Annotated in this window: 20 protein-coding genes; 10 read left to right on the forward strand and 10 right to left on the reverse strand. The window is 39.2% G+C overall.

Annotation, left to right across the window (positions count from 1 at the left end; all coding sequences use genetic code 11):
* Positions 1 to 101 precede the first annotated feature (101 nt).
* The 4 genes from G5B98_RS05405 to abc-f form a co-directional block, all read right to left on the reverse strand.
* Entirely contained in the window at positions 102 to 1,547 is a 1,446-nt protein-coding gene (locus tag G5B98_RS05405) for a DKNYY domain-containing protein (RefSeq protein WP_196086264.1), read from the reverse strand.
* Positions 1,547 to 3,058: a DKNYY domain-containing protein gene (locus G5B98_RS05410; protein WP_196086265.1), complete on the reverse strand. Its 1,512-nt coding sequence runs from the start codon at positions 3,056 to 3,058 to the stop codon at positions 1,547 to 1,549. The genes G5B98_RS05405 and G5B98_RS05410 overlap by 1 nt, the downstream gene beginning before the upstream one ends.
* 74 nt (positions 3,059 to 3,132) lie before the next feature.
* On the reverse strand, positions 3,133 to 3,567 hold the full coding sequence (locus G5B98_RS05415; RefSeq protein ID WP_196086266.1) for a hypothetical protein: 435 nt from the start codon (positions 3,565 to 3,567) through the stop codon (positions 3,133 to 3,135).
* Position 3,568: 1 nt separating this feature from the next.
* Positions 3,569 to 5,500: a ribosomal protection-like ABC-F family protein gene (abc-f, locus tag G5B98_RS05420; RefSeq protein ID WP_196086267.1), complete on the reverse strand. Its 1,932-nt coding sequence runs from the start codon at positions 5,498 to 5,500 to the stop codon at positions 3,569 to 3,571.
* Positions 5,501 to 5,603: 103 nt separating this feature from the next.
* On the opposite strand from abc-f, the gene G5B98_RS05425 reads away from it, so the two are divergent.
* From G5B98_RS05425 to G5B98_RS05435, 3 genes are all read left to right on the forward strand, one after another.
* Positions 5,604 to 6,923: an MATE family efflux transporter gene (locus G5B98_RS05425; protein ID WP_196086268.1), complete on the forward strand. Its 1,320-nt coding sequence runs from the start codon at positions 5,604 to 5,606 to the stop codon at positions 6,921 to 6,923.
* Complete coding sequence (locus G5B98_RS05430) at positions 6,899 to 7,561, forward strand: M48 family metallopeptidase (protein ID WP_196086269.1); 663 nt, start codon at positions 6,899 to 6,901, stop codon at positions 7,559 to 7,561. The genes G5B98_RS05425 and G5B98_RS05430 overlap by 25 nt, the downstream gene beginning before the upstream one ends.
* A gap of 70 nt (positions 7,562 to 7,631) precedes the next feature.
* The gene (locus G5B98_RS05435; RefSeq protein WP_149707159.1) at positions 7,632 to 8,117 is read left to right on the forward strand and encodes a tetratricopeptide repeat protein; all 486 of its coding nucleotides are present in this window, start codon (positions 7,632 to 7,634) and stop codon (positions 8,115 to 8,117) included.
* Positions 8,118 to 8,285: 168 nt separating this feature from the next.
* Here G5B98_RS05435 and G5B98_RS05440 read toward each other — a convergent pair whose 3' ends face one another.
* The gene (locus G5B98_RS05440) at positions 8,286 to 10,352 is read right to left on the reverse strand and encodes a TRAP transporter permease (protein WP_196086270.1); all 2,067 of its coding nucleotides are present in this window, start codon (positions 10,350 to 10,352) and stop codon (positions 8,286 to 8,288) included.
* Positions 10,353 to 10,436: 84 nt separating this feature from the next.
* Positions 10,437 to 11,378, reverse strand: a complete 942-nt coding sequence (locus G5B98_RS05445; protein ID WP_196086271.1) for a TAXI family TRAP transporter solute-binding subunit — start codon at positions 11,376 to 11,378, stop codon at positions 10,437 to 10,439.
* Between the two features lie 314 nt (positions 11,379 to 11,692).
* Between G5B98_RS05445 and G5B98_RS05450 the strand changes: the two genes are divergently transcribed.
* From G5B98_RS05450 to G5B98_RS05465, 4 genes are read left to right on the forward strand one after another with little or no spacing between them, the layout of a single operon-like run.
* Positions 11,693 to 12,565, forward strand: coding sequence for a phosphate ABC transporter substrate-binding protein (locus G5B98_RS05450; protein ID WP_196086272.1), 873 nt, complete (start codon positions 11,693 to 11,695; stop codon positions 12,563 to 12,565).
* A 4-nt stretch (positions 12,566 to 12,569) separates the two neighbouring features.
* Entirely contained in the window at positions 12,570 to 13,427 is an 858-nt protein-coding gene (locus G5B98_RS05455) for a PstC family ABC transporter permease (RefSeq protein ID WP_196086273.1), read from the forward strand.
* Entirely contained in the window at positions 13,414 to 14,274 is an 861-nt protein-coding gene (locus G5B98_RS05460; protein ID WP_196086274.1) for a PstA family ABC transporter permease, read from the forward strand. The genes G5B98_RS05455 and G5B98_RS05460 overlap by 14 nt, the downstream gene beginning before the upstream one ends.
* The gene (locus G5B98_RS05465; protein ID WP_196086275.1) at positions 14,243 to 14,908 is read left to right on the forward strand and encodes a phosphate ABC transporter ATP-binding protein; all 666 of its coding nucleotides are present in this window, start codon (positions 14,243 to 14,245) and stop codon (positions 14,906 to 14,908) included. Before G5B98_RS05460 ends, G5B98_RS05465 begins: the two co-directional genes overlap by 32 nt.
* A 26-nt stretch (positions 14,909 to 14,934) precedes the next feature.
* Here G5B98_RS05465 and G5B98_RS05470 read toward each other — a convergent pair whose 3' ends face one another.
* From G5B98_RS05470 to G5B98_RS05485, 4 genes are read right to left on the reverse strand one after another with little or no spacing between them, the layout of a single operon-like run.
* Entirely contained in the window at positions 14,935 to 15,807 is an 873-nt protein-coding gene (locus tag G5B98_RS05470; protein WP_196086276.1) for a carbon-nitrogen hydrolase, read from the reverse strand.
* A 1-nt stretch (position 15,808) separates the two neighbouring features.
* Positions 15,809 to 16,735 carry a cation diffusion facilitator family transporter gene (locus G5B98_RS05475; RefSeq protein WP_196086277.1) on the reverse strand — a complete coding sequence of 309 codons (927 nt, stop codon included), beginning with the start codon at positions 16,733 to 16,735 and terminating at the stop codon, positions 15,809 to 15,811.
* 2 nt (positions 16,736 to 16,737) lie between these two features.
* Entirely contained in the window at positions 16,738 to 17,706 is a 969-nt protein-coding gene (locus G5B98_RS05480) for an agmatine deiminase family protein (RefSeq protein ID WP_196086278.1), read from the reverse strand.
* Positions 17,703 to 17,948, reverse strand: coding sequence for a CBU_0592 family membrane protein (locus tag G5B98_RS05485; RefSeq protein ID WP_103641493.1), 246 nt, complete (start codon positions 17,946 to 17,948; stop codon positions 17,703 to 17,705). Before G5B98_RS05485 ends, G5B98_RS05480 begins: the two co-directional genes overlap by 4 nt.
* A gap of 110 nt (positions 17,949 to 18,058) precedes the next feature.
* Here G5B98_RS05485 and G5B98_RS05490 point away from each other — a divergent pair, with 110 nt between their 5' ends.
* Genes G5B98_RS05490 through G5B98_RS05500 form a run of 3 tightly spaced genes read left to right on the forward strand, consistent with a single transcriptional unit; the run spans position 18,059 to position 20,106 of the window.
* On the forward strand, positions 18,059 to 18,712 hold the full coding sequence (locus tag G5B98_RS05490; RefSeq protein WP_054196811.1) for an amino acid ABC transporter permease: 654 nt from the start codon (positions 18,059 to 18,061) through the stop codon (positions 18,710 to 18,712).
* On the forward strand, positions 18,699 to 19,367 hold the full coding sequence (locus G5B98_RS05495; RefSeq protein ID WP_196086279.1) for an amino acid ABC transporter permease: 669 nt from the start codon (positions 18,699 to 18,701) through the stop codon (positions 19,365 to 19,367). Before G5B98_RS05490 ends, G5B98_RS05495 begins: the two co-directional genes overlap by 14 nt.
* Before the next feature lies 1 nt (position 19,368).
* Positions 19,369 to 20,106, forward strand: a complete 738-nt coding sequence (locus G5B98_RS05500; protein ID WP_196086280.1) for an amino acid ABC transporter ATP-binding protein — start codon at positions 19,369 to 19,371, stop codon at positions 20,104 to 20,106.
* Positions 20,107 to 20,153: the final 47 nt, after the last annotated feature.

Below are 20,153 nucleotides of genomic sequence, written 5' to 3' on the forward strand. Positions count from 1 at the left end.
TTCTTTTCAAACTAACAAAAAAGAGTAAATAGGTCAAATTTTCTCTTTAAATTTTTTATGAAATTTTAAGCTTCAGCCACCAAAAATAGCCACTTTGAAATTTATCTCAAGTCTCTTTTATCTCTCTTTGGTTTTGCAAGAGTTGTTAGCACTATGACGAAAAAAGCGATGCCAAATGTGATATACAAGATGATCTTTGGCGAGTCAAACTCTATCCTCGACCTTGCGACCTCTTCGCCACTCGCCTCCACTAGCTCGCCGCGCTTTATCATCTGGCTGATATCTTTTGCGCTAAGCTCTTTAGACGGCCTTGTTAAAATTTCTATGACGCTAAGATCTGCCACCTCATAAACGCTATGTTTGATGCCGTAAAATGGCTTTATACTGCTAAAAAAATAGACCTTATCGCCGTTTGCATAGACCGCGCCATACTCTCCATCTTTTACCAGTCCTATCTCGCGCCAAGATGAGCTTGGGGCAAATTTATATAAAGAGACAGTTTGTGCCACTAAGTGCCTGCCGTGCTTTGAGCGCTGCCACTCTTCGCCTTGCTGTAAGAAATACGCTGAGCCATCATCTACAAAAACGTCAGCATAGAGCCTTTTTAGCTCGCCTTTTAGCTGATAGTCTGAAATTTTAGCCTGCTCGTTTTTACTGCCATCCCAAAAGTAAATCCCATCTTTACTGGCAAAAAGAGGCCAAAACGAATGCACATTATCCACGCTATAAATGGCGCTATAAGGCATATTTTGAGCGCTAAATTTATGCTCATTTGCAAACACCGCCCCACTTTTTGGCTCAAAAAGATATTCTATATCGTGCTTCGCATCGTAGCATATCCGGCGCGTCTCATCTCCGTAGCCAGCATCAAGCCTATAAAAGCCTAAAAATAAGCTTTTGCCATCTGTGTAATATCCACTAGCAGCGCCGCTTTCTGTCGTGATGTATCTTAGCTCACTAGGATCTGCGTCAAGCTTTTCACCCTTGTAGTAAAGCGTAGCTCCGTCTCTTGCAAAGCCAGCGTCAAATATAGGCTCTAAATTTATGCTTTCAACCCTTTTTGTCATGTAAAAATAAGGACTATCATCGTAGCTTTTTATAAAAACGTGAACAAGGTTTTTCATAATAGCGCCAAATTCGCTATATCCTGGCTCTTTCTCGCTTCTAGTAGCGCAATAATAGCTTATCTTGCCATCACTTATATAGCCATTGCCAAGCACTTTGGTGCTGTTTGGATCAAGTCCTGGCAAAATTTCTCTAGCGCAATAGACACTATTTTTATCGGCCGCCACATTTGAGTAGTCGTATGCGTGTTTTAGCTTTAAGACCCTAAAACTAGCCTCATCAACACCTTTTAGCTCATACTTGCCACTACCTGAAATTTGAACATAAATTTTACCCTCAGGCGAGCGGTAAAACTCGCTATTATCAATGTTTGCAAAGCTTCTTTGATACTCGCCCTCATGCCATAGATAAAGCATCGCCAAAACAAAAAATAGCGTCAAGATAACTAAAAAATAAATAAATCTAATAGTAATTTTTCTCATTATCTATAATCATCCACCCTTTTTTTAAGCCCACTTTTTTGCTTTTTATTTTTAAAAATAGCGCCAACCACCGAGACTATAAATGCAATGGCTAAAAATATCCAGTAGGCATATTTTTGCGAGTAATCATCAAAGTCGCTTATCGCATCGATCACCACCTCGCCCTCAGCTGGCACCATAGCGCCTTGATCTACCATTTTTACTATCTCATCAAGTTTTAAATTCTTAACATTTGGGCCATAAGGACGAGTGAGGATTTCAACCACGCCAAGGTCGTTTATATCATAAACGCTGCTGTTAAAACGCCAGCCGTAGCCGACATTATCAAAATAATATGTCTTATCGCTGTTTGCATAGACCGCTCCGTAGCTATCGTTTCTTACAAGGCCGATCTTTCGCCACTGCTCTTTTGTATCAAGTCTAACGATGCAAGTGTGGCGTGAGCTTAGGCTGTGGTTATTTTTCGTGTTGTGCCAAATTTCATAGGTTTTTAAAAAATATGTCTTGCCATCACTTATCACCACGTCGCCATATAGCGGCGTTATCTCGCCTTTAAATGGATCATTTCCGTCCCTTACAAACTCACCTTCATCTATGCTGTTATACCACTGCCACTTTCGCTCCCAGTGATAGATCCCACCTTTACCGCGAAAAAGAGCGTGATAGGAGTGCTCATCTTTTAGGTTAAAAAGTGGCTCGTATGGGGCAAATTTGGGGTCAAATTCATGGTCGTTTGCATAGACCATGCCAGAATTTGGCTCATAAAGATAGTGAATGCGCCATATCCCGCCGATATCACGCATTTGTGGGCTAAATTTGATCCCTAGCTTTGAGCTGTCATAATAGACATTTTCCCCATCAGTCGTAAAATGCACGCTCTTTCTGCCAGATACCTGCTCGATATAACGCATCTTGCTGGCATTTGCGCCCTCTAGCTCTTTGCCCTCATGATAGACCTTCACGCCGTCACTTGCGTAGCCAAAGCCCAAGATCGCTGCTAAATTTGCGTTATCAACCTGCCTAAATTTATAGATATGAGTTTGCGCTTTTGGGGTATTAAACATTTTGTGCGAGAAGATGTCCCAAAACTCTTTAAGTGCGGATATTTCGAGGTTTGTCTCGCTTTCGCTATCGCAAAAATATGTGATCTTGCCGTCACCAAAGTAGCCATTGCCAAGCGCTCTAACGCCATTTGGATCAAGCCCACTCATCACGAGATTACCGCAATATACCGCCTTATCGCTAGCGCCAACGTTTCTGTTGTCGTATTTGCCAGTGTCGATGTATCTAAATTTACTGGCCCTCACGCCTATTAGCTCAAATTTACCGCCGCTTGGCACCAAGGCATAGACTTTGTCATCTTTGACGTAAAAAAAGCTATTATTTAGCTCTTTACTATTGCCAATGTCGTCATCTAAAATAGTAGCCAAACCAAAGATAAAAAAATAGACAGCAAAAAATATTACAACAATAGCGATTATTACAGAGATTAGCGGATGTTTTTTTAGCATTTTAGCCTCGTTTCAAACAAATTTAGCGACCTCATCATGTCGCAAAACCTTTCGTGCATTTAAATTTCAAAGTTCTATCCAAATATAAAATATCTAAAAATCAAAAACTGATAATATACTACTCTAACTACTGTATTTAATAGCCAAACATCACATAACACTAAAATAGCTCCAATAATACTAAAATTCTTTAAAACCATATAATAAATCACCATCAATAAAAAAAGAGAAAAATAAAAAAACATAATCATATAAAATAAATTTTTCAACCTTTCATATAAGTCCGAATTTTCTCTATTTGTCGCGATTAGCCTAATGGTCTCTATCTTATTTAAAAACCCAACCTTTTTATATTTTATCCGGACTAGATCGCCTACTTCATATTTATATATCTCAGGCGAAAATGTCTCACTAAACCTCATCTTATCAACGATAATGCTAAGGCTTACAACAGAATTTTGCCTAACAACTCTTCTTTTTAGCGCGCTTATCCTACCAATCTTTTTCAAGCTACTCTAGCTCCTCGGCGATCTCCAAAACTTCAAAATACTCATTTTCTAGGCTTTCAAGCTCAGCTTTTGCCTTTTCTAGCTCTTCATAAAGCTTAGTAAGTCCCACTTCTTGATAAATTTTTGGATCACTTAAACCTTCATTTAGCTCAGCCACTCTTGCCTCAAGGGCTGAAATTTTATCTGGATATGTGTTTAAAATTTGCGTTTGTTTGTAGCTTAGCTTTGCGCCAGATTTACTCTTTTGTTTGGCTTCGTTTTGACTATTTGCTAGCTCTTTTTCAAATTTATCAAGCTCTTTCATCTCATCTTCAAGCTCCAAATAGACGCTATACTCTTCATGCAAGACATTTATCTTTGTGCCCTCAAACGCCCAGAGCTTATTTGCCATCTTATCGACAAAATATCTATCGTGACTTACCAGCAAGATCGCTCCCTCAAAGCTTTGCAAGTAGTCTTCTAAGATGTTGATAGTTGCGATGTCAAGGTCATTTGTCGGCTCGTCAAGTACCAGCACATCGTAAGTTTTAGTAAAAAGAAGCGCAAGTGCAACGCGGTTTTTCTCGCCACCACTTAAAACGCCTATCTTTTTATCTAAAAATTCCTTTGGGAAGAGAAAATTTTTAAGATAACCATATACGTGCATATTTCGCCCACGAACTAGCACGTGATCGCCACCATTTGGGCAAAATGTCTCGATAAGGCTTTTATCATCATCAAGGACATTTCTAGCTTGATCAAAGTAGCCGATGCTCGCCTCGCCTCTTTTTATCTCACCACTACTTGGCTTTTCAAGTCCTAGCAAAATTTTAAGTAGCGTGCTTTTGCCGCTACCATTTCGCCCGACTATGGCGATCCTCTCGCCTTGCAAAACTCTTGCGTCAAATTTTTCAAAAAGCACCTTACCATCTATGCTTTTGCTTAAATTTTTAAACTCAAAGAGCATTTTTTTACGGTTTTGACTCTGCGTTTGGTTGAAATTTTTACTCGCACGCTCCAGCTCAAGCCTCACACGCCTTATCACGCCTGGGTTTTTCTTAGCCTCTTCCCGCATAGCAAGCACCCGCTCTTTTCTACCCTCGTTTCGCTTTAGCCTAGCTTTCACGCCTCTTCTTAGCCACTCCTCTTCAGCCTTTAGCTGTTTTAGTAGCGTCTCATGCGACTTTGCAAGGCTTGCTAAAATTTCCTCTTTTTTGGTCAGATAGTTTGCATATCCGCCTTCGAAATTTTTTAAGCTTGCATCCTCAACCTCAACGCACCTGGTTGCCAGCGCATCGATAAAATACCTATCGTGGCTTATAAAAACTATGCTTTGATTTGAGCCCTTTAGCATATCTTCAAGAAATTTGACCATATAGACATCAAGGTGATTTGTCGGCTCATCAAGTAGCAGCACATCTGGCTTTTTAAGGATGAGCGCACCCAGTGCCACGCGCCTGATCTCGCCACCACTTAGCGAGCAAATGGGTCTATTTTCATACTCTTTTAGCTTAAATTCTTGCAAAATTCGCTCGATCTTATGCTCGATATTCCAGCCATCCTTTGCCTCTATAAATTTTAAAAGCCTCTCTTGCTCTTTTAAAATTTCTTTGTTTTCAGGATCATTTGCTAGCAAGACGCCACTTTTTTCATACTCGCTTATCGCATCAAATATCTCTTTTAGCTCGTTATTTAGTGCCTGCCTTACGGTAAAAGTTGCGTTAAAATTTGGAGTTTGAGCTAGCATCTCGACGCTTATTAGGCTTTGCACTATGCGTCTGCCACTATCAGCTGCCACTTCGCCAGAGATGATCTTCATAAGCGTGCTTTTACCGCTGCCATTTTTACCGATGATCGCTATTTTTTCATTTTCATTTACACTAAAATTTACAGCGTTTAAAATCTCATTTGCACCAAATTTTTTACTTACGTCTATCAGGTCGATTAATGCCATTTTTCTCTCATTTTTTAAATTTCTCGCGATTATATCAAAAAGGGAGCTAAAACCTAATTTTGGCTATAATCGCCAAAATTTTAAAATAATTAAGGAAAATTTAATGAACTTATCTATGAGAAAACTCGTAGTTCCGATATTTTTAGATATGTTTTTACACTTCATTACGCTCATCATCAACACCTACATGGTTACAAAAGTGAGTGTGCATCTAGTTGGTGCCATGGGTGCGGGCAATCAAGTAATGGATCTTTTTATGACCATTTTTAACTTCCTAAGCATTGGCTGTTCAGTCGTCGTCGCCCAAGCACTGGGAGCTAAAAAGAACGATCTTGCCTCAAACGTCATACACGCAAGTATCACGTCAAATACGCTCTTTGGTATCTTCTCAGCTATCATTATCTACGTCTTTGGCTATAACATCTTAAACTTACTAAATGTGCCAAAAGAGCTTATAAATGATAGCTTCTCATATCTTCACATCCTTGGTTTTGCCCTACTTTTTGATGGCATCGGAATGGTGCTAGCTGCGGTGCTTCGTGTTTATAATCTAGCAACTGCTGTTATGCTAACTTCGGTTTTGATGAACGTAATTACGATTTTAGGCAATGCTATCTCCCTTTTTGGCTGGTTCAATCTACCAAATTTAGGACTACAAGGAGTCGCTCTCTCGACACTTGTTGGCAGACTAGTAGGCATTTTTGTGCTAGCTTATATGCTAAGTCAAAAGGCAAAAGTTAAAATTTACTTTAAAAAGCTACTTGTCGTGCCATTTGAAATTTTAAAGAAAATTCTCTCAATTGGCCTTCCAAGCGCAGGCGAAAATTTACTCTGGATGGCGCAATACATGGTCGCTTTTGGCTTTGTGGCAAGCATGGGCGAGGCTAGCCTTAGCGTGCAGACCATTTACTTTCAGATCACGCTTCTTATCTTGCTTTGTGGAGCGAGCATTAGCGTGGCAAACGAGGTCATTGTAGGACATTTAGTTGGAGCAAGCGAGTTTAACGAGGCCTACACAAGGACATTTAGAGCGCTAAGGCTTGGAGTTTTTATAACGCTTGTAGTCGTGCTTATAGCTTATGCGCTAAAGCATCAAATCATGGACGCACTAAATTTAAATGAAAATTTACGTGCGATCATGTTGCCACTTTTTACACTTTCGATATTTCTTGAAGCGGGCAGAACCTTTAACATTGTCATCGTAAATGCCCTTCGTGCAAGCGGCGACGCAAAATTTCCTCTTGCGACTGGCCTTATCTTCATGTGGGGGCTTTCACTGCCGCTTGGATATTTTTTAGGCATCTATCTTGGCTGGGGAATTATCGGCGTTTGGATAGGGTTTTGTGCTGATGAATGGCTAAGAGGCCTTGTAAATACGTGGCGTTGGAGAAGCAAAAAATGGCAAGAAAAACGCCTAGTTTAAAGCAAAAGAGCATAAATTTAGACTTTTATGGGCTAAGCGTTTTAATAAATTTTAAAACAAATGTAAAATCCATGCGTCTAAGAGTTGGCAAGGGCGCTAAGATCACGCTATCTATGCCATTTTACAGCACACAAAAGATGGCTCTTATCTTTCTTGAGATGCATAAAATTTGGCTTGAAAATACTTACAAAAAAGCTCTTTTGAATTTACCAAAAGATGATGAGATGAAATTTCTTGGGCAAATTTATAAGATAAAATTTGATGAAAATTTTAAAGAGCCATTTTTTGATGGCGAGTTTGTCTTTACGCCAAATTTAAAAAGCCTTGAGCGTTTTAAAAAAACAAGAGCAAAAGAGCTATTTTTAGAGCTTGTAAGCCATTTTCAGCCTTTTATAAATAAGCCAATCAAGCGTATAGTCATACGAAATAGCAAAACTCGCTGGGGCAGCTGCAATCATAAAAAAGGCTATATAAACCTAAGCCTAAGACTCATAGAAAAGCCACTCTCAGCCGTGCGCTACGTCGTTCTTCACGAACTAACACACCTACTCTATCCACATCATCAAAAAAGTTTTTACGATTTTATAGAAAAAATCATGCCTGATTATAGAAAGCAAGAGCAAATTTTAAAAGCGTAATTATTTTTCATCAAGTAAGTGTAAATTTAATATGATAAAATTGCGAGAAATTTTACAAAAGGAAATTTAAATGAAAAAAATGATTCTTGTTTCGCTTTTAGCTGCTTGTGCTTTCGCAGGCAATTTTGAAGATGGCTTAAAAGCGTATGCTGGTTCAAATTTTAAAGAAGCTTTGGCTAAATTTGAAGCAGGATGTTTGGCAAATGACGTAAAATCTTGCGTAAAAGTTGGAGCGATTTACCAACTAGGAAAAACAGCTCTACCTAATCCAAGCAAGGCCTTGGAGTACTATAACAAAGCTTGCGAAGCTGGTGAGGTTGAAGGTTGCTCGGCAGCTGGTGGACTTTATCTAAATACTGAGCCACAAAAAGCAAGAGAGCTTTTTAATAAAGCTTGTGAGAAGAATGATGGATATTCTTGCGAGATGGTAGGTTCTATCTTGATAGAAGCTAAAGAATTTAAAAAAGCTTATGAATTTTTAGTAAAAGGCTGCGAATTAGGCGATAAGATGTCTTGCGAATTTGCAGGCGATCTAAGACGCTCAAAACAACTATAATTTTTAGGCTTACGAGCCTAAAAATTTCTTAATTTAATTTATTACACCAATATCCTTAAACAAAAAAATCCTAAAAAAACACTTATTTTAAATAGAAATTACTCAAAGTATAAAGGTAGTCTAAAAAATTTATATTAGGAATTTAGGCAAGAATGATCTTGCCTAAGATTAGATTATTTTTATTTGATCAAGTGGTTTGTCTTTAATGCCCCATTGAGTCATAAAAACAAATCCATAAAGCACAGCAGCTACGATATAAGCAGTGTATTCGTTTGGTATAAGATTAAATTTCACACATATATTTGGTACAAGAGCTAGTGGCACAACTGGAATCAAAAGAATACGCTCCCAAATTCTAAGCTTTGTGACATAGTAGCCTTGAAGTAAGCTTGAAAATGCAAACATTCCCACGATCGCCATACCAAAGACAAGTAAAATTTCAAGCGGATTACTCATCCAGATTATTCCTTTTGAATCAAGCGGGTCGCCCTCATTTACGCTTTCTATTAGCATAAGTTTATTGTTAAAGAAAAAGGCAAATGGCAAGATCGCCGTTCTTAGATCATAAAAGAATCCTTGAACGCCAACGGTTATAGGATTTGCTTTAGCAATACCAGCTGCCGCATAAGCCGCGATACCAACTGGTGGCGTATCATCAGCTAAAATTCCAAAGTAAAATACAAAAAGATGCACAGCAATGGCTGGGATCAAAAAGCCATTTTTGTGCGCTAAAAATAAAATAACAGGTGCTACAAGACTTGAAACTACGATGTAGTTTGCTGTTGTTGGAAGGCCCATTCCTAGTATAAGTGACATCATCGCAGTAAGAAGCAATATCATAACTATATTATCACCAGCAAGTAGCTCAACTAGATCTGAAAGTACTTGACCAAGGCCAGTTAGAGAGATAGAACCCACGATGATACCTGCAAGTGCGGTTGCAATGGCGATCGTTGTCATACTTTTTGCGGCTGCGACCATCGCCCAAAATATATCTTCAAAGCCTATTAATACATCATTTATTCCAACTTTTTCGCCACTTGCTAGTTTTTTAACTGGCTCTTGAAAGATCATTATTAAAAATAAAAATCCAATCGCATTAAACGCCGCAGCGATAGCTGACTCTTTTGTGATTAATAGTGTATAAAGCAAAATTAAAATCGGAGTTATATAGTGAAGTCCGCTTACAAAAATTTTAAATCTTGAGTGAAACTCGCTTTGGTTTATACCTTTTAAACCAAGCTTGACGCTCTCTAAATGAACGATAAAAAATAGTGACAAATAACAAGCAAACGCTGGGATAACCGCTGCCATCATGACATTTGTATATGTCATGCCTAAAAACTCAGCGATAATAAAAGCAGCTGCGCCCATGATCGGAGGCATAAGCTGGCCATTTACGCCAGCTGCAACCTCGATGGCTCCAGCTTTTGTGCGTGAAAGACCGGCTTTTTTCATAAGTGGTATGGTAAATGTACCAACTGTTACAACATTTGCAGTGGAGCTTCCTGAAACCATGCCAGTTAAGCCACTTGCGATAACTGAAGCCTTAGCTGGACCGCCTCTATATTTTCCAAGAAGTGAGAAAGCTAAATTTATGAAATATTGCCCAGCTCCTGCCCTCTCAAGCAATGAGCCAAAAAGAACAAAAAGATAGATAAAACTAACGCTAACTCCGATAGGTACACCAAAGATACCTTCGGTCGTTAAAAACATATGACCTGCGATCTTTTCAAAGCTGGCACCTTGATGAGCGATGATGTCTGGCATATAAGGGCCAAAGTGATCATATATCAAAAATAATATACAAATAATTGGAAGTGCTGGCCCCATTACGCGCCTGCCAGCCTCAAGCAAGACAATGATCGCTAAAAACGATATGACGATATCTTGCGTGATGTAGTCCCCCGTCCTATCAGCTAGCTCATAAAAATAAACCGCTGGATAAAGCACAGCAACAACGCCTACCACACAAAAGACTAGATCGTAAAATGGCAAACTAGAATGTGCCTTTTTATGAAAAGTGACTGGATAAAGCAAAAATACAAGCCCAACCGCAAAGGCTAAGTGTATTGAGCGCGAAATGTTAGTATTTAGCGGAAAATAAGCTATATAAAGCTGAAAAACTGACCAAGAAAAGCATACGATCGCAATGAAATAGTTGTAAAAATTGCTATTTATCTCCCTTGTTTTTACTTCGACAAATTGTTCTTCGTTGTCTTTGACTTCGTTCATCTCTCTCCTTTAAAATTTAAATATATAAATTAAAAAATTTGCATATTTAAATTTTATCCAGAGGCAAAAGCCCCTGGAAATGGATTATTTTAAAATACCAGCCTCTTTAAATGCAGCCTCTGCAGCTGGGTGAAGCGGAGCTGAAAGACCTTGAACAAGATCTTCTTTGTTTACTGATTTTAGCGCTGGGTGAAGAGTTTTATACTCATCAAAGTTGTCTAAAATAGCTTTTATTACAGCTTTTACAGCCTCATCTTTCGTATCTTTACTAGTTACCAAAACAGCTTTTACACCGATAGTATTTACATCGTGATCAACGCCGTCATATGAACCTTTTGGGATCACACCTTTTGCGAAGTATGGCTTCTCTTTAAGAAGATTATCGATCTCGCCGCCTTCGATATTTAGGATGTCAATCGGCAAAGATGTCGCAGCATCAGTGATGTTTGCAGTTGGGTGACCGACGACAAAGCTATATCCGTCTATCTTTTTATCTTTTAGTGCATGTGGGCATTCACCAACTGTTAAAACGCCGCGGTATCCTAGTTTTGAAACGTCAAAGCCTTTTGCTTTAAAGACTTCAAGCGTACTTACTTCGTTGCCACTGCCTGGGTTACCAACGTTATATTTTTTACCTGCAAATGAAGCAAGATCGCTTGTTAGACCGCTATCTTTTGCTACAACAAATGCAAGAAGCTCTGGATAGATAGCAACTACTGAGCGTAAATTTTCATCTTTTGCTCCGTCAAATTTGCCAGTGCCATTAAATTTATCATAGACAACGTCACTTTGAACAAAGCCAAATGTGAGCTCTTTTTTGAGGACGTTATTTACGTTATAGACTGAGCCGCCAGTTGATTGGACTGAGCATTTTACATTAGTATTTTTGTTTGCTAAACGGCAAATCGCTCCACCTATCGGATAATAAGTGCCTGTCATGCCGCCAGTACCGATACTGATAAATTCTTTCGCTGAAAGAGTTGTTGCTAAAAGCAAGCCAGCAAGTGCCAAAGAAGTAGTTTTCATCTAAGATCCTTTCAAGAAATTTAAGGCTATTTTATTCTATAAATTTAGCTTTTTACCTTATTTAATATGATATTTTCATGCCGTTTTAGTAAAGTTGCAACCATTCTACACAATCAAGACTTAAAAAAATATTTTCTTAAGATTAAATTTATATTTCTTTATCAGTCAAAATAAATTTGATAAACCAGCTATTTAAATATCATTTTTTATTGTATAATCCACCGCAGTTCTAAGTTTTAGAAAAACTGTTGCAAATTTACAACTAATCAATAGCTTTTATAAATGTTAATAACAATCAAATTTTGGAGGTTTTTATGAAAAAATCACTTATGTTGGCTGCTTATATGCTGCTTTTATCTTTAAATTTCGCTTCTGGTGCAGACGAGAAAACGCAGGTTAGCTTTAGTGGCTCATCTACTCTGGCTCCAGTTATTGCTAAAATTTCAACCGACTTTATTGAAAAGTACGAGACTTGGGACAAGGTTGATAGCTCTTTGCCAAACAAAAATATCACCATTTTTGTCTCAGCTGGTGGTTCTGGCGCTGGCGTAAAAGCTGTACTTGATCATGTCGCTGACTTTGGCATGCTAGCTCGCGATATAAAAGATAGCGAAAAGGCAAAGATCAAGGATATGAAAGCCTATACGCTTGGCATAGACGCACTTTGCGTGGCTGTAAACCCAGAAAATGAGGTGATAAAGCTAAAGGGCGGAAATTTAAGCAAAGACGAGATCGTCAAAATTTTCTCAGGCGAGTACAAAAAGTGGAGCGATCTTGACAAATCCCTACCAAATGACGAAATAGTCGTAGTTACAAGAGATCTTGGTGGCGGTGCTCACGAGGTATTTCAAAAAAAGATCATGAAAGATGTCAAAGTTAGTAAAAACGTCATCCAATCACCTTCCATGGGCGCGCTTGTCTCAAAAATAATCGAAAATAAAAACACTATTGGCTATGCATCTTTTGGTATCACAAACCAAAACAAAGGCAAGCTAATACCACTAAACGTTGATGGCGTCGAACCAACTGTTAAAAATATAGTTGATGGCAAATACTACATCTCTCGTCCGCTCATCATCGTAAAAAGTGGCGATCTAAGCAAGAGCGAGCAAATTTTTGTTGATGTGTTAAATTCAGCCGAAGGTCAAAAGACTATCGAAAAAATGGGATTTATACCAGTAAAATAGTCCAATGACAGGGCAAATTTTTAAAGGCGCGATATATCTTTTCACACTTTTATCCGCCATGCTTTTGCTTTTGCTTGTGGGATTTTTACTGATAAATTCCACGAGTTTCTTTGCAGAAGTAAGCCTTTTTGACTTCTTACTAAACGGCGACTGGGACGTTAGCACAGAGCCTTTTAGCTTTGGGCTGTTTAATATCCTAATCGCAAATTTCGTAGTTGCGTTTTTAGCTTGCATATTTTCATTTTCTATCTCACTTGGCGTTACTATATTTATATGCTTTTTTACGAGCGCCTGGCTTAAACACGTGCTAGACTGGATGATACGGATACTAGCTGGCATACCCTCTATCATCTATGGATTTTTCGCGCTTTACACGGTTGTAAAAATTATAGAGTCAGGGCTAAAAATGTCTGCTGGCGAGTCAGTCTTGGCAGCTAGTCTCATCCTTAGCGTCATGATACTGCCCTTTTTTACCTCGCATTTGCTTCAAAGTGTTGATCTGCTAAAACAAAATTTCAAAACAAACTCAGATGCGCTTAGCGTAAGCACTGGATATTTTATAAGAAAAATCATTTTTAGAAAATCTATAAAAGCTAGCATTTCAGGCTTTATACTCGCATTTTCAAGGGCAGCTGGCGAGACAATGGCTGTGATGATGGTCATAGGCAACACCCCGCTTTTTCCGCACCTACTCTCAAAAGCTCAGACCATACCATCTCTAATAGCCCTTGAAATGGGCATGAGCGAGGCTGGCAGCCTGCACTATCACGCTCTTATTGCAAGCGGATTTGTCCTGCTTGTTTTTATATTTTTGCTAAATATCTTTATCTTTAAATTTGAGAAAAACAATGAACGCTTTTAAAGATCATCTAGTCAAATTTTATGCCTATCTTTGCGTATTTATAGTGGTTGCGATGATATTTTGGATATTTTATTTCATCTTCGCAAATGGCATCTCTCAGATAAATTTAGACTTTCTGACTAAAAATCCGCAAGGTTTAAATTTAGGTGAGAGTGGTGGCATAAGAGACGCTATCATAGGCTCATTTTTGCTGATGATACTATCTATGATATTTTCTGCACTTCTTGGCGTTAGCTGCGCCATTTATAGGCAAATTTACTGCACCTCTGGCACGATCAAGCTTGGGCTTAAATTTATCATCCAAACGATGGCTTCTATTCCTTCTATCTTGCTTGGGATGTTTGTTTATGGGCTTTTTATCGTTAGTCTTGATATCCCTAAAAGCCTACTAACAGCTAGTATTACGCTTGCTTTGATGGTCTTTCTATTTGTTGAAGTAAGCGTTGAAAAGGTGATCTCGCAGATCGATGAAAAAAAGATGTTAAGAGATAGCTTCGCGCTTGGTGTTGATAAAAATTTCATGGCTAGAAAGCTGGTTTTGCCAGCTATTAGAAAAAATATAATATCTATTTTAATACTTGCTGGCAGCTACGCCATAGGGGCTACCGCACCGCTACTTTTAACTGGAGTCGTCTTCATGGCAAAGGCCGAAGGCCTGCTCTCGCCAGTTATGGCACTGCCTTTTCATCTGCACATGCTACTAAGCCAGTCAGTCGCAACGCAAAATGCCTACGCCACGGCACTCGTGCTCATTTTTATATTGATCATTTTGCATCTGCTTTCAGCCGTAGTTTTATTTGATATAGGAGAGAAAATTGCCAGATATTTTAAACATAAAAGATCTTAGTATTTTTTATCAAGATAATGAAATTTTAAAAGATCTAAATTTAAGCGTCGCCGAAAACGAGATCATCTGCCTAATGGGCAGCTCAGGATGTGGCAAATCGACATTTCTTTCAGCGCTAAATGGCTTTTTAGAGCAAAAGGGCGGCAGATATAACGGAGAGATCCTATTTAAAGGTGAAAATATTAAAATTAAGGGCGAAATTTGGCTAAGACGAAAGCTAGCCATACTCTTTCAAGACGCCACACTCTTTCCCTTTAGTGTAGAAAGAAATTTGACCTATGCGATGGAATTTTATGAAGGCAGCATAAAAGATAAGCAAAAAAGAGTAGAAGAGCTCTTAAAAAGCGTAAATTTACTGGGCGAAATAAACTACCTAGATATGCCAGCTAGCAAGCTCTCTGGCGGTCAAAAGCAAAGACTTTGTATCGCAAGGATGCTAACTACAAAACCTGAAGTGCTCATGCTTGACGAGCCTTGCTCATCGCTTGATATGAAAAATATTTTGATCGTAGAGGAGCTTTTAAAAAGCTTGTCGCAAAGATACACCATCATCATCACCACGCACAATGAAGAGCAGGCAAAAAGGCTTGGCGGCAGGATAGTCCGCATAGTGGATAAGAAATTTACATTTTAAAAGAGCTAGAAATTCTAGCTGCAAATTTAGTCGATAAATCTTTTTGTGATATTTACGTAGGCATCGATCCTGCGGTCTCTTAAAAATGGCCAAATTCTGCGGACTTCTTCACTTCTTTTCATATCTATTTCAACGATCTTGCAAAGCTCATCTGTGATATTTGCGCGGAAAAGCTGCTCGCCTTGTGGCCCAAAGACAAAACTATTTCCCCAAAATTTGATCCCATCCATCACGCCGCTATCATCCTTTTCAAAGCCCACGCGATTTACTGCGACCACTGGCAGGCCATTTGCCACGCTGTGGCCTCTTTGCACTGCCACCCACGCTTCAAGCTGTCTTGATTTTTCATCGTCACTATCGCCCTCAAACCAGCCAATAGCCGTTGGATAGATAAGAATTTTTGCCCCTTTTAGCGCCATGAGCCTTGCCGCCTCTGGATACCACTGATCCCAACAGACCAAAACTCCAAGCTTACCAAGGCTAGTTTCGATCGGCTCAAAGCCGATATCGCCAGGCGTGAAGTAAAATTTCTCATAAAATCCAGGGTCATCAGGGATGTGCATTTTTCGGTATTTGCCAGCCACGCTGCCATCACGCTCGAAGACAAAGGCGGTGTTGTGATAAAGTCCGTCAGCTCTCTTTTCAAAAAGCGAAGTGACTAAAACCACGCCATTTTCTTTTGCTACCCTGCCCCAAAAAGCGACATCTTCTTGCCACTCATTTGCATGATCAAAGAAATTTGTATCCTCGCTTTGGCAAAAGTACCGCGTCTGGTGCAGCTCTTGGCAGACGACTAGATCAGCACCTCCTTTTTTTGCCTCGGCAATTAGCTCAAGTGTCTTTGCGATAGTCGCCTCTTTTGTGCCTTTAAATTCTTGTTGAAGTAGTGCTACTTTCATCTCATTTCCCTTCTTTGTCGTTATATGGGTCTAAATGCGTGGTTATCTGCCACGAATAATCCCTAAATTTCTCTCTTACCTCAGCTTCAAGCGAGTCGGCCACCTCGTGCGCATCGTAAAGCGAGATATCTTTGTCAAAAACTAAATGCAGCGTTAAAAATATGGTATTTGCGCTCTGTCTTGTGTTTAAGTAGTGAAAGTCTAAAATTCTCTGCTTTGCCTTTATCATCTTGATGATCTCATCTGTGACTTCAGGGCTTGCTGCGTGATCTAGCAAGATGCCAAAGGCGTCTTTACCTAAATTTATAGCGCTTTGAGCGATGTAGCCGCTTATCACGATGCCAAAGATCGCATCTATCATCACAAATCCGCTAAATTTAATGATAAGTAGCGAGATGATGACTGCTAGGTTACTAAAAAGGTCGATCTTATAGTGTAGTGCGTCTGCTTTTATGATAAGATTGCCACTTTTTTTAGAAATTTGGTTTAAAAATAGCACCAAACATAACGTCACAACTACCGAAAAAACCATCACACCAAGGCTTAAGCCAAGGTCTATCTCTAAATTTGGCTCGCTAAATTTTTTAATACTCTCATAAAAAATATATCCAGCAGCCACAACGATGATGACGCACTCAAATAGCGCTGCTAACGCCTCTAGCTTTGTGTAGCCAAAGTTAAATCTCTCATCGGCTTGCTTTCTTGACTTTCTAAGCGCAAATAAATTTAAAAGTGAGACAATAAAATCAAGCATCGAGTCTATCGCCGAGCCAAGCACAGCGACCGAGCCACTAAAAAGCCCAGCTGTAAATTTCACAAGTGCTAGCAAAAAGGCGCAAGCTCCAGCTGCGATAACTGCCTTGTTTTCGCCCTGCGTGCACTCCTGCTTATTTATGCGGTTAAACTCATAATCAAACGGACTTGACAAGACTAAGACCTTTTATATCTATTTTGGCTTGAGCAGTGAAGCGAGCCATTTTGACGCACAAAAACTAGCGAATTTACACCGATGATCTTTCTATCTGGCAGTGCCTTGGCTAGTAAATTTAGCACTTTTTCGTCGTTTTCGTCGTTATATGTTGGCACGATCAAGGCACCATTTATAAAGATGAAGTTTGCATAGGTGCAGCCAAGCCTTTTGCCCTCATAAAATTTAGGCTTAGGAAGCGGCAGAGCAAGTAGCTTAAAGCCAGTTTTTTTAAGCTCATCTTCCATCATTTTAAGCTCATCAAAGTGCTCATCGCTCTTGTCATCGCAAGCTACGTAAGCGATAGTATCAGGCGTGATAAAACGCGCTAAAGTGTCAATGTGACTATCTGTGTCATCGCCCTTTATAAAGCCATCTTCAAGCCAGATGATACGCTTTAGACCAAACAAACTCTTTAGCTTCTCCTCGATCTGCTCTTTGCTAAGTGCCTTGTTTCTATTTTCATTTAGCAAGCATTTTGAGGTGGTTAAAAGTACGCCATCTCCGTTAAACTCGATGCTCCCGCCCTCTAGTATCATATCAACTTGCTCAAGATTGGTCTTGTAAATTTTAGCTAGCTCCAAATTTATCGCATCATCTTTTGAACTCTTAAATTTACCGCCCCAAGCGTTAAATTTAAAGTCATAACTCTTTACGCCATCTTCAGCACAAACGTCGATCATACCGTAGTCTCTGATCCAAGTATCATCAGTATCAAGCTTAACAAACTCAACATTTTTAAATTTCTTAAACCTAGAAAAATTTGCCTCATCAGGGCAGATGAGCACCACCTTTTCAAAGGGCGTAATAGCAGCCACTAGCTCCTCATAGCCGGCTAAAATCTCCTCTAAATAAGGTTCCCAGTCGCTCTTACTATGTGGCAGCGATAAAAACAAAAGCTCCTGCTCTTCCCACTCTGCGTAAGCTCTCACGCTCTCTCCTTATAAATTTTATAAATTCCATAAATCGTAATGATTATCCAAAAGACCTCTATCAAAAATGAACCGAGGTTAAAGTGCACAAAAAGTGAGATGATAAGTAGCACCGCACCTGCTAAATTTATTATCTGATAGGCTAGATCGCGGCTATTTAGGCGGCCGATCTGAAGTAAAAAGTAGCCCAACACGATGCAAATCATCCCTAAAAAGCCAATGATCTGAAAAAGATCGATCAAATTTTATCCTTTTTGTAAGCTTAAATTTAAGGCAAGATCATATCTAATTAGTTTTAAATTTATGATTATAAGATAAAATAACTCCATTTTTCAGATTGGATTAAAGTTTTATGGATTTTGAGTTTATTGAGAAATTTTATCCGCTTTATGTTAAGGCCGGAGTGCTTACCTGTGAGATCGCCTTTTTAGGGATCGTTTTTTCTATTTTGATCGGTATTTTTTGTATGGCTGTGAAATTTTACAAGCTAAAATTTCTATCAAAAGTAATTGACTGCTACGTCGAGCTCTCAAGAAATACGCCACTTCTTATACAGCTTTTCTTTTTATATTATGGCTTGCCAAAGCTTGGAGTGTCGATGAGCGGCTTTGCCTGTGCGGTTGCGGGACTTAGCTTTCTTGGTGGTAGCTATATGAGTGAGAGCTTTAGGCTTGGCTTTGAGGCGGTTAGAAAGTCGCAGATAGAAGCGGGACTTAGCATCGCACTTAGCAAAAATCAGCTGCTAAGATATGTTATCTTGCCTCAAGCATTTAGCGTAGCGGTGCCAAGTATTAGTGCAAATATTATCTTTTTACTAAAAGAGACAAGCATCGTTAGTATCGTGGCACTCGCCGATCTAGTTTACGTCGCAAAGGATCTTATCGGGCTTTACTACAAAACAGATGAAGCGCTTTTTATGCTAGTAATTAGCTATCTCATCATCATCTTGCCAGTCTCGCTGGTGCTTAGCTATGTCGAAAAAAGGGTGAGAAATGCAAGGAGTTAGTATATTATTTGATACACAAAATTTACTAAGGCTCTTTGAAGGTCTAGTCATTAGCACAGAAATTTCATTTATCTCTATTTTTATCTCTATAATCGGCGGCTTAGTGCTTGGCGTGCTTATGAGCATGAAAAACAAATTTATCTATTTTATTTTAAAAATTTGCCTAGAAATCGTTCGCATAATGCCTCAGATCGTTTGGCTATTTTTATTTTATTTTGGTGTCAGTAAGGCGTTTGATATTCACATTTCAGCATTTACAGCCTCACTCATCGTCTTTAGCTTGTGGGGAATTTTTGAAATGATGGACATCGTGCGTGGCGCAATAACATCAATACCAAAACATCAATTTGAATCAGCCGCATCGCTTGGACTTAGTAAATTTCAAATTTACTCTCACGTCATCATCCCACTTGCCACAAGAAGGCTAGTTCCTGGAGCTGTAAATTTACTAAGCCGTATGATAAAAACGACCTCTATAGTCGTACTAATCGGCGTTGTAGAGGTAGTCAAGGTCGGTCAGCAGATCATTGAGCGAAATGTATTTACAAATCCTATGGCGCCATTTTGGATATACGCGCTCATATTCTTTTTATATTTTGCGATCTGCTATCCAGTCTCAAAATTATCAAAAAAACTAGAAGAAAAATGGAGCTAAAATGAGCGAAAATATCTTGGAACTTAAAAAAATAAATAAATTTTATGGAGAGCTTCACGCCTTAAAAGATATAAATTTAGAGGTAAAAAGCGGTGAAGTGGTCGTACTTCTTGGACCATCAGGCTGTGGCAAGAGCACAACTCTTAGATGTATAAACGGCCTTGAGAGTATCGCAAGCGGTGAGATCGTCATAGACGGCGAAGCGATAGATGCTAAATTTAATGATTGGCAAAGGATCCGCCAAAAAGTCGGCATGGTCTTTCAAAGCTACGAGCTGTTTGATCATATGAATGTTATAGATAACGTCCTTCTTGGGCCTTTAAAGGTGCAAAAAAGAGATAGGGCCGAGGCCGAAAAGACCGCTGATATGTGGTTAAGCAAGGTTGGACTGCTTGATAAGAAATTTGCCTATCCAAAGGAGCTAAGTGGCGGCCAAAAGCAGCGCATAGCTATAGTAAGAAGCCTTTGCTTAAACCCTGAGATCATGCTATTTGACGAGGTTACGGCTGCGCTTGATCCAGAGATCGTTAGAGAAGTGCTTGATGTTATACTAAATTTAGCCAAAGATGGTATGACGATGCTAATAGTTACCCATGAGATGAGCTTTGCAAGGGCGGTTGCAAATAAGATCGTATTTATGGACGCTGGAGCGATCGTGGAGATCAGCGAACCAGAGGAATTTTTTACCAACCCAAAGAGCGACCGCGCGAAGAAATTTCTAAATTTATTCTCGTTTTAGAAAAAATAAGAGATAATTTGCCGTTTTTTCAAAATGCGTTTAGAGCG

This window comes from Campylobacter concisus (assembly GCF_015679985.1).
GTDB classification, from domain to species: Bacteria; Campylobacterota; Campylobacteria; order Campylobacterales; family Campylobacteraceae; genus Campylobacter_A; species Campylobacter_A concisus_AC.